This is a genomic window from Achromobacter sp. SIMBA_011, from assembly GCF_046535435.1.
GTDB classification, from domain to species: Bacteria; Pseudomonadota; Gammaproteobacteria; order Burkholderiales; family Burkholderiaceae_B; genus Achromobacter; species Achromobacter dolens.
Genome location: NZ_JAWRWN010000155.1, coordinates 1 through 343, shown reverse-complemented (window position 1 = coordinate 343; position 343 = coordinate 1). Strand labels below are relative to the sequence as shown.

The 343-nt window shown below is 67.1% G+C and carries 1 protein-coding gene; it reads left to right on the top strand.

The window, feature by feature from the left end:
- On the top strand, positions 1 to 298 hold a 298-nt coding region (locus SB816_RS30345), incomplete at its 5' end, for an Imm72 family immunity protein (protein ID WP_410548035.1).
- Between the last annotated feature and the right edge of the window lie 45 nt (positions 299 to 343).

Genomic DNA, 343 nt, shown 5'->3' with positions numbered 1-343 from the left:
CGTCAAGACGCACTGGCGGCTGTTGTGGGAAGACAAGCGATACGCGGACGGCATCATCCCCGACGAATCGGAGTACTTCCTCGATCCGCCTTCAGCGCCGGCGTCCGACCGCGACCCCGTCGCGCAGGTCCGCACGAGCGATATCTGCCCGGTGACCGGCGATTGGCAGACGGACGAATACGGCGGCAAGGTGCTGCGCGTCGAAGCCGGGGCGGCGATGCCCGACATGCTGGTCCGGGACAATCTGGGGGAGCTCAAGGTGCACTGGGTGACGTGGCGTCTGGTGAAACGCGCGTAGTGCGCAGACGGCAAGGGCGCGCAAATGCCGCCCGTGCTGCCGTAG